Origin of the sequence: Microcoleus sp. D2_18a_D3, from assembly GCF_036702455.1 — a bacterium.
Classification (GTDB): domain Bacteria; phylum Cyanobacteriota; class Cyanobacteriia; order Cyanobacteriales; family Microcoleaceae; genus Microcoleus.
Map to the genome: position 1 here is coordinate 17769 of NZ_JAUBTK010000096.1, position 9573 is coordinate 27341.

The 9573-nt window shown below is 49.7% G+C and carries 6 protein-coding genes and 1 pseudogene; 1 reads left to right on the top strand and 6 read right to left on the bottom strand.

All coding sequences use genetic code 11. The features are described 5' to 3' along the window. Nucleotides 1-339: 339 nt before the first annotated feature. From QUB06_RS29525 to QUB06_RS29550, 6 genes and pseudogenes are all read right to left on the bottom strand, one after another. Complete coding sequence (locus QUB06_RS29525) at nt 340-2019, bottom strand: nitrate ABC transporter ATP-binding protein (protein ID WP_333438298.1); 1680 nt, start codon at nt 2017-2019, stop codon at nt 340-342. Between the two features lie 104 nt (nt 2020-2123). Continuing rightward, complete coding sequence (locus QUB06_RS29530) at nt 2124-4148, bottom strand: nitrate ABC transporter ATP-binding protein (RefSeq protein ID WP_333438299.1); 2025 nt, start codon at nt 4146-4148, stop codon at nt 2124-2126. Nucleotides 4149-4342: 194 nt separating this feature from the next. After that, complete coding sequence (gene ntrB, locus QUB06_RS29535) at nt 4343-5212, bottom strand: nitrate ABC transporter permease (protein ID WP_333289385.1); 870 nt, start codon at nt 5210-5212, stop codon at nt 4343-4345. A 165-nt stretch (nt 5213-5377) separates the two neighbouring features. After that, nucleotides 5378-6700 carry a CmpA/NrtA family ABC transporter substrate-binding protein gene (locus tag QUB06_RS29540; RefSeq protein WP_333438300.1) on the bottom strand — a complete coding sequence of 441 codons (1323 nt, stop codon included), beginning with the start codon at nt 6698-6700 and terminating at the stop codon, nt 5378-5380. Between the two features lie 91 nt (nt 6701-6791). Beyond that, nucleotides 6792-7121: a 2Fe-2S iron-sulfur cluster binding domain-containing protein gene (locus tag QUB06_RS29545; RefSeq protein WP_333143957.1), complete on the bottom strand. Its 330-nt coding sequence runs from the start codon at nt 7119-7121 to the stop codon at nt 6792-6794. A 21-nt stretch (nt 7122-7142) separates the two neighbouring features. Next, a pseudogene (locus QUB06_RS29550) lies at nt 7143-8678 on the bottom strand (ferredoxin--nitrite reductase); the annotation flags it as partial. A gap of 612 nt (nt 8679-9290) precedes the next feature. Here QUB06_RS29550 and QUB06_RS29555 point away from each other — a divergent pair. Next, nucleotides 9291-9500, top strand: coding sequence for a hypothetical protein (locus tag QUB06_RS29555; RefSeq protein ID WP_333438301.1), 210 nt, complete (start codon nt 9291-9293; stop codon nt 9498-9500). The last annotated feature ends 73 nt before the right edge of the window (nt 9501-9573 follow it).

The following is a 9573-nucleotide window of genomic DNA, read 5'->3' on the forward strand; positions in this document are numbered from 1 at the left end:
TGCGTAATTGGTAATTCGTTATTATAGTCGGAACTGAGGGTTCCTGCAAATAACGTGAGAATAATTACTTAGTTTCCGCATATATGCTTCTCAGAAATCGACAATACCCTGATTTAAAATTACCCGCTATCTTACTAAAAATCGCCCTTGCTCTGGCTTGTAGCCAGCTTCGGGCTGCTACTAAATCTTCCTCAAACAGAGGAAATTCCACCTAACTCTTGTCACCCCCAAGGATGGGGGCTAGGAGGAATTTTTGCATAGCTCAAACAGCGCGTCGGTACTACTTTTGGCATAGTTGTTGATAGCAAGGTGAGATTTAGTGCGGGAGTATTATGTCGCCTACTTCCCTGATTTTACTTCAAATACGCCACCGTTGGTGGGGCTAAAAGTTACTTGGAACTCAGCAGTTTTTTCAGCGCCTGCTGCGGCACCGGCAGGAGTTTGCAAAACCGGCAGAGGAGTTTCTTTGACGAAATCTTTAGCTGCTTTATTTGTGGGATCGAACTGTAGGATATCGCCGTTTTCTTTGACTTTGACCCGATAAGTCAAGCTTTCGGTAAATGTCGGAGTTGTTCTCCATGTTTGGTCGATTTGTGCATACAACTGCTTTCCGATCGCATCGAGTTCGGCTTTGTCAGAAATCTCTGATGTGGCGCTGGTTGCTGCATTGGGCGCGACGGCGCTGTTAGCAGCAGCGATGGGTGCAGGACTTGCAGCAGCGATGGGTGCTGGGCTAGCAGCAGCGATGGGTGCAGGGCTAGCAGCAGCGATGGGTGCTGGGCTGGCAGCAGCGATGGGTGCAGGACTTGCATTCGGTGCGATCGAACTTGCTGCAATTTGCGGGCTGGGGGGAGAACTCACAACCGCCGCAGTCGTCGCCTGCGGTGCAGTTTCTTCTAGTTTCGCTTCCTTTAGCTGGCTGGAAATAGCAGAAATATTGACGGCAGCTAAAGTAACCATTGCTACGAACCACGAGGCTGCCAGGATGCCGCGTTTGATCGGCGAAGCTTCTGAGGGTTCGGCAGCGTGAGACACAAAAGGTGCAGGTGCGATCGGCCTGTTAGCAGTCTCCGCAAGCGCAGGCTTTTTGCTAGCAGGTAATGGCATCGGTAGCGCCACGGCTTCTGTCTCCGAGTCCGTTTCTTCACCTTCTTCGTGGTGCGCGTAGCGAGAAAACAGGAACTCCAAAGCAAAGTTACGCAGTTCGTAGTATTTCGGGTCTTCCATAATCCGCGCCCGGTTGCGGGGACGGCTGAACGGAATGTGCATATCTTCGCCGATGGAAGCTGCAGGCCCGTTGGTCATCATCACGATGCGATCGGCCAAAAACAAAGCCTCATCAATATCGTGAGTAATCATAATGACGGTAATTTTTTCCTTCCGCCAAATTTTCAGCAATTCTTCCTGCAACTCTTCTCTGGTAATCGGGTCTAGAGCTCCGAAAGGTTCGTCCAAAATCAACAGTTTGGGACGAGTTGCCAGAGCTCTGGCGATCGCCACCCGCTGTTTCATCCCCCCGGACAATTGGCCCGGTCTTTTGTTACAAGCTTCGGTCAGCCCCACTAATTCCAAGTGTTCCTGGACGATGGTATTGTGTTCGTCTGCGGACTTTTCCGGGTAAACATTTTCCACGCCGAGGTGAATATTTTCAGTAGCAGTCAGCCACGGTAGCAGCGAGTAGTTTTGAAACACCACCATGCGATCGGGGCCTGGTTCAGTAATCTGCGAACCTTCCAGGGCTACTTCTCCGTTTGTCGGCCCGTTGAATCCCGCGATCATATTCAGCAAAGTTGATTTGCCGCAGCCCGAGTGACCGATCAAACAAATAAATTCGCCTTCATTAATAGTCAGGTTTACACCGTCGAGAACGACGTAAGGGCCTTTAGGAGTTTCGTAGACTTTCGATACGTCTTTAATAGTAAGAAAGTCTTGCTTTGGCGTTTGAATTCTGGTTGTTTGGGGGGTTTTTAGAGTTTGCATATTTTCAGGATTTGGATTTTGGGTTGAGGAATTAGACATGACAGCTTGCGATTGATAATTTGAAATTATGGAGTTAGGAAGGGGGAAATGTGGAGTCTTGTTTCCTGATTTCTTGCTCCTCATTCCCTCTTCCTATTTGCTGGCTATGCTAGCAGTTTGATGGAACACTGACTGCCTATTTGTTCAATTAAGATTTCTTCAATGCGGACGCCACGCTTGATTTTGACATTTTGAAGATAGTGGATCGGGTCGTCTAGATTAAACACCGTGCCGTCAAATAGCTCGATCGTCCGGCGATCTCTGGCAATATCCGGCAAACCCAATTCACGCACTGCTTGACCGAAAACATCGGGCCGCAAAACTCGATCGACCACTTCCACCCAGTTTTTCGGGAACGGGATCAGTCCCCAGCGAGCCATCTGCGCCATCACCCACACCATTTCTAGGCGGTCTGGAAAATTGGCTTTGTCAACATAGAACTGGTTGAAGTGGTAGAGCATTTCGGGTTCTGCCTCCGTACCGGAGTTGTACGGATCGATGAACCCTGGACGGATGTCTTTCGGATCGGCGCCGATGTATTGTTCTTGGCTAATCAATCCTAGGACTTCTTCGCGGTTGCGGCGGTCATCGCAGTATTCGCAGGCTTCCAAAAGCGCTTTGACGAGGGCGAGGTGGGTTTGAGGATATTTCTGAGCCCAATCTTCGGTAACACCGAGAACTTTTTCGATGTGTCCGGGCAGAATATCGAGGGAACGGGCCATGACAAAACCGATACCACTGTTGACTGCGTGGGAGTTCCAGGGGTCGCCTGAGCAGTAGCCGTCAATGTTGCCTGCTTTTAAATTCGATACCATCTGCGGGGGGGGAATCACGTTCAAGCCCACGTCGAGGTCGGGGTCAATGCCGCCGGCGGCCAGCCAGTAGCGGAACAGCAGGTTGTGCATGGAGGCGGAGTGTACCATGCCCAAGGTGTGAGCTTTATCGGGACTCTTGGCGATCGCAGCTTTGAAATCCTGTAATGTCCGAATGCCTTGTCTGTAAAGGTCTTTGCTGAAAACAATTGAATTGCCGTTGCGGGACAGGGTGAGGGCGCTACAGACGGGTACAGGGGCTTGACCGTCCATGCCCAACAGCATGGCGATCGGCATTCCTGCGACCATTTGTGCCGCGTCCAGCCGTCCTTCGGCGATTCCTTGGGCGATCGCTTTCCAGCTAGGTTCGCGGCTGAGAGTGACTTCTTCCAAGCCGTGCTCTTTGAAGAATCCTTTTTCTTTGGCTACTACTAAGGGGGCGCAGTCGGTGAGGGGAATAAAGCCGATGTCCAGGTTGATTTTTTCCAGGCCGTTGCGGGCGATGACAGCGGGTTGTTGTTTGGCCCGGCGCTGTTTGACCCGCTTTTGCTGGTTGAGGAAGTAAACCATTTCGTTACGCAGGGCGTAGTAACTCGGATGGTTGACAACTTCCATGCGCTTGCGGGGGCGGGGAATGTTGACTTCGAGGATTTGCCCGATTTGGGCTTCCGGGCCGTTGGTGAGCATCACAATGCGATCGCTCAGTAATAAAGCTTCGTCCACGTCGTGAGTTACCATCACGCTGGTGACTTTACTTTCTTCGCAAATTTTCATCAACTGGTCTTGCAAACCGCCGCGAGTTAAGGCATCGAGGGCGCCGAAGGGTTCGTCTAGCAGCAGCAATTTCGGGCGAATCGCCAGGGCGCGGGCGATCGCAACTCTTTGTTTCATCCCCCCAGAAATTTCGCCTGGGCGTTTGTCGGCCGCGTGTCCGAGTCCGACCAATTTAATGTGGTGTTCGATCACCAACTCGCGATCTTCTTGAGAGTTACCGCTGTAAATTTCATTTACTGCTAGGGCGATATTTTCGCGCACCGTCAGCCAAGGTAGCAGCGAGTAATTTTGAAACACCACCATTCTGTCGGGGCCTGGATCGCGGACTTCGCGTCCTTCTAAAGTAATCCCGCCCTGACTTGCTTTGTCGAGGCCGGCGATGATATTTAGCAGCGTAGATTTGCCGCAGCCAGAGTGCCCAATTAAGGTGATGAATTCTCCTTTTTTAATTTTCAGTTCGATATTTTTAAGAGCAATGTATTGCTCTCCGTTGGGCAAGTTAAATACGCGGTCAACGTGGTCTACTTCAACAAATACTGACATGGTAATTTTAGGTTAGTTTGTAATTTGTAGATGCTAATTGGGAATTGGGCATTGGGAATTGGGCATTGGGAATTGGGCATTGGGAATTGGGCATTGGTAATTAATTTTCCACTAATTTCTAGCATTTTGTAGGTGGCAACCATTCCCCATTTCCCATTCGCCATGCCCTATGCCCTATGCCCTATGCCCAAATTCTATTTCTGTTCTTCTGGAACAACTTTGGAAGCGATGAAACCAACGATTCTGTCTAAAATCAAACCGACGATTCCTACATAAAGCACTGCTAGAATCACTGCACTGAGTCGAGAACTGTTGTAAGCGTCCCAGATGAAGAAGCCGATACCGACGCCACCGACTAACATTTCCGCAGCTACGATCGCCAGCCAAGACAAACCGATACCAATTCTCAAGCCAGTGAAGATGTAAGGAACAGAAGAGGGAAGCAGGATTTTCCAGAAGTATTTTTGATTGGGGAGGCGCAAGACGCGGGCGACGTTTCTGTAGTCTTGGGGTATTTGTTGAACGCCTACTGTGGTGTTAATTAAAATCGGCCAAATGGCTGTAATTAAGATTACGAAAAGTGCTGATACTTCGTTAGCTTTTACCCCCATGCCTTCAAAGGGATTGAACTGTTGAAATACTGCCAGGGCGATCGGCAGCCAAGCCAGGGGCGGGATAGTTCTGAATACTTGAAACAGCGGGTCTAAAGCATCGAACATTAGGGAGTTTGTACCGATCAGGATTCCTAAACTGATGCCGAGAACTGCTGCCAAAGTAAAGCCGATCGCTACCCGCTGCAAGCTAGCCAAAATTTGCCAGAACAAGCCTTTGTCTGTACCGCCGTTGTCGAAGAAAGGATTGATAATCAGATTCCAGCTTTCTTGGACAGCTTTGATTGGCCCCGGCAAGCTGGACTCTGGACTGTTGCAGAGGATTTGCCAGATTATGAGCAGAACTGTAATTGCTACCAGCGGACGGATGATTTTTCGGCGGTTTTTTTGAACATGATCCAGAACGAAATTTACTGGATTTTTGCTTTTAGTAACAGCGAGGTTTGTTGCCATTTTTGTTTTTGCAGTATTGTGAATAATCGATTATTTGTAGATACTTTGAACAGAGTTCAACAGGTTTGGGTCCTGGAACTCACCCTCAGCTTCACTCCGCCCAACCCATCACTTTTAGGGGTTTGTCAACTGTCAACAGTCAACTGTCAACAGTCAACAAACTAATTATGCTTTTTTGATCGCCAGACCCTTGAGATATTCTTCTGGTTTTTCTGGGTCAAACTTCACGCCGTCAAAGAAGGTTTCGACACCGCGAGAACTCGTAGTAGGAATTTGGGCTGCGGGAACGCCAAGTGCTGTCGCTGCTGCTTTCCAAATATCTTCGCGGTTAACTTTATCAACGGTTGCTTTGATGTCGGTAGTTGCCGGGATATAACCCCAGCGAATATTTTCAGCTAAGAACCAAGCATCGTGACTCTTGTAGGGATAGGAAGCATTGTCAGCCCAGAATTTCATCGCCACTGGGCTGGCAGCTTCAATGCGGCCGGTACCGTAGTCAATTTGACCTTTAGAGCGACCGATAATATCTGCTACTGGAACTTTTAACCACTTATCTTGAGAGATAATTTGGCACATCTCATCCTGATTTTCTGCCTTGTCGCACCACTGCTGGGCTTCCAGTACGGCCATTGTTATTGCTTTAGCAGCTTTGGGGTTTTTGTCAACCCAATCTCCTCTTAAAGCTAAAGCTTTTTCTGGGTGGTCTTTCCAAAGTTCTCCGGTTACTAAGGCGGTGTATCCTACCTTTTGAGTAACGAGCTGAGCATTCCAAGGTTCGCCTACGCAAAATGCTTCCATGCTGCCAGATTTCATGTTCGCTACCATTTGGGGCGGCGGTATGGGAATCACGGAAACATCTGTATCTGGATTAATACCGCCGGCTGCTAGCCAGTAGCGCATCCACAAGTCGTGGGTACCGCCGGGAAAAGTTATAGCAACAGGAACGTTTTGGCCAAAAGCTGCTTTCAGCGGTGCGCTGTCTGTACCTACTTTTAAATCTAGGTATTTTTTGCTCAGGGAAATTGCCTGACCGTTAGTATTTAACCGGGCGACAAGGTACATGGGCACTGGCTGATTGCCTTTGGTAATAGTGCCTAATGTCATGTGGTAAGGCATCGGGGATAAAATGTGGGCTCCGTCAATGCCACCTTTTTCGGAACCGAGTTCTAAGTTGTCGCGAGTAACTGGCCAAGATGCTTGTTTGGTAACTTGTACGTCTTTCATGCCGTACTTGGCAAATAACCCTTTTTCTTGGGCGATGATTAAGGGTGCTGCGTCGGTGAGGGCGATGAATCCGAGTTTGGCTGCGGTAACTTCTGGGGCGTCGGCGGGGTTGATGTTGACTGCTGGAGCGGCCGTGGGTGATGTGGCGCCGGGAGTGGCGTTAGATGTGGTGGTGGAACTGGAACTGCAACCGTGGGCTAGGAGGGTGCCGGCTGCTGTTGCTCCAGCGGTGATGATGAATTTTCTTCTAGAAAGGTTGCTCATTTGTCTTGAATTGTTGTTGTACTTTGAGATGGTGGAAATGTGAGATGTGAGATTGCCTCGCGACCTTCGCATCGCATCTCACATTATTAGATTAGGCGTCGATCGTCACTCTGCCGATCGCCCGTGCGCTGCAAGTTAAAATGAACCCTGGTTCTAAGCCGGCGGCCGCTTCGGGGTGGCTGTCGTAGGCGGCAATATTACCTTCTAGGAGTTTCTGCTTGCAAGTGCCACAAACTCCCTTTCGGCAATCGCTGTCAAGTTCGACCCCGGCCCGTTCGGCAACGTCGAGAATGTACTCATCTTCGCTGCAAGCAACTTCTTTGCCCGATCGAGCGAAAATGACAGTAGATGTCTGAGGTTTGGGTGCTTGGGCTGCCGCTTCGCCCTCCTCAACCGTCAATTGCAGTTGCCGCTGCAGCACAGCTACATCCCCTGTGAGCTCTTTGGGAACTGCCCCAAACTGCTCGACTAACAGTTGATACAGCAGCGGTTTGAGGTCTTCGCAAGCGATGCCTTTTTGGACGCAAGCACCCAAATGAGCGTCTTTGCCAACTGTGCCTCCCATGTAAATGTCTACACCTTCGAGGGTTTTGCCGTTCTTGCGAACTTTTGTTCCCATCAAACCAATGTCTGCTACTTGGGGTTGACCGCAGGAATTGGGGCAACCTGTCCAGTGAATTCTGACCGGTTTGGGAAGTGACAGTTCGACATCGAGTTCCTCAATCATTGCCACGGCGCGGCTTTTGGTTTCGATGAGGGCGAAGTTGCAAAACTTGGCGCCGGTGCAGGAAACCAAGGCTCGCATCAGCGGTGCGGGCTCGATGGAAAAACGCTGCAACAGCGGTTCTTTGACCAGCGATTCAATCCGCGAGTCGGGAACGTTGGGAATAATCACGTTTTCTTCGACAGTGAGCCTGAGCTCGCCGCTGCCGTAAACCTCGGCAATTCTGGCCAAATCGAACAAATCCGATGCCTGCAGCCGTCCGACGGGAACGTGCAGCCCTACATAGTTGAGCCCTGATTGTTTTTGGGGGTAGATGCCGATGTGGTCGCGTTTCTCCCAGATGATTTCATCTTTCGGCGCGGCGGCGGGCAAAGTGCGGCCTAATTCTTGTTCGACTTCGGCTCGGAATTGTTCGATTCCGAGTTCGTCAATCAGCCACATCAGCCGCGATTTTTGGCGGTTTGCTCTTGGGCCTCGATCGCGAAACACAATTAAAATTGCTTTGCACAAATCTACAACGTCGCTGGGGCTTGCCCATGCGTTGAGAGGAATTGCAGCTTCGCAGCGTTTGGCGGAGAAGAAACCGCCGACTAAAACGTTAAAGCCGATGTTGCCGTCTTTGTAAGCGGGTACGAAGGCGATGTCGTTGATTTCTGCGTGGACTGAGTTGTCGCGGCAGCCTGCGATCGCAATATTAAACTTTCTCGGCAGATTTGAAAACGCGGGGTTGCCTTCGCCGCTGTTCGTAATCATGTCTTGGACTTCGTTCGCCAGTTCCCGCGTATCAATCAGTTCGTCGGCGTCCAGGCCCGCGACTGGGGAACCCGTGATGTTACGCACGTTGTCCATGCCAGACTGGATGCTGGTCATGCCCGCTTCCTTGAGGCGGCGGAAGATGTCGGGTACGTCTTCGATGCGAATTCCGCGCAATTGCAGGTTTTGTCTGGTGGTGATGTCGGCGCTGCCGTCGTCGCCGTAGCGTTGGACGATTTCTGCTAGCGTTCTGGTTTGATTGCTAGTAATGATGCCGTTGGGCAAGCGCAGCCGCATCATGAATTTGCCGGGAGTTACTGGCCGAAAGAAGATGCCGAGCCATTTGAGGCGGTGCTCGCGATCGATTTCGTCCATTGCTTCCCAGCCGATTGCGGCGAAGTGGTCGAGTTCGCCTTTTAATGCTAAGCCATCTTTTTCGGCTTTGAGTTTTTCAAACTTGTTCAGGCTCGCTTGGGCTTTGGGTTCTACTGTTTGGGTCATCGATTTACCCTCGCTGCTGGCTTGTGTGGGGAGGTATTGACTTGGAGCATAAAGTGTGTCTTTCCTGCTAACCTTAGTGACTGTATGGATTTAAAACTGTATATTTAGTTACTAGATGGAATTTCTTTTAAGCATGGTTGGTCTTCTGTAAACTTGAGCTTGACTGGGCGCTGGCTCGAACGTCGCCAAACTATTTATGGTTATAGTTGCTACCGAGGATTCGGTCGATCGCTCTGTTTCGATGCACCTTTGTTATGAGCTAATGTAAAGCCCCCGATTGTAAATATTCGTATCTATTTTTACAAAATATTGAGTTGTATGAATATTTCGCATAATGCCGATGCGTTTTATACATGGGAAATGGGTAAAGAGACCCACAAAACCGAAAAATCTCTCTAAATCTTTAGATTTAGGAGGGGAGAGGGGGATATTGGAATATCTAAGATTAATTTTGTGACTGCGATCGCAGACTTAAAACGAGATCGTCACACAATTACAACGGTCGCTGTCACACAGTTTGCCTCAAAACATCACATTGTGTGCTATGCCAGCGTCACTATTAATTTTCCAAGAACGAGAGATGATATAAGTATCGAATTCAGGGAATGTCTCATGTTTCTAGTTCAACTTCTCCCCGGCGCTATTTCCGAAATGCTTGCCTCTGTTAGCGATACGGGTTGTTTGACTTTAGCCGATCGCTACGGCTTGATGGCCGCTGTTTTGGACGACTCTCTCGACGATGAATACAGACATTCGATCAACCGCCTGCTGCGTTCTGTGATCAAGGGAAGAGTCAAGATCGTCAACGAACTGTCGGCGTAAGGATTCAGGTCTGAGAGTGGGGAATTAAAGAAGGCATAAATAAGTCACAAGAATGGGCAGATATAGCATCACG

Coding starts and splice junctions, on each gene's coding strand:
- QUB06_RS29525 (WP_333438298.1), bottom strand. CDS start 2,019: ATGTCTAATTCCTCAACCCAAAATCCAAATCCTGAAAATATGCAAACT.
- ntrB (WP_333289385.1), bottom strand. CDS start 5,212: ATGGCAACAAACCTCGCTGTTACTAAAAGCAAAAATCCAGTAAATTTC.
- QUB06_RS29555 (WP_333438301.1), top strand. CDS start 9,291: ATGTTTCTAGTTCAACTTCTCCCCGGCGCTATTTCCGAAATGCTTGCC.
- QUB06_RS29530 (WP_333438299.1), bottom strand. CDS start 4,148: ATGTCAGTATTTGTTGAAGTAGACCACGTTGACCGCGTATTTAACTTG.
- QUB06_RS29540 (WP_333438300.1), bottom strand. CDS start 6,700: ATGAGCAACCTTTCTAGAAGAAAATTCATCATCACCGCTGGAGCAACA.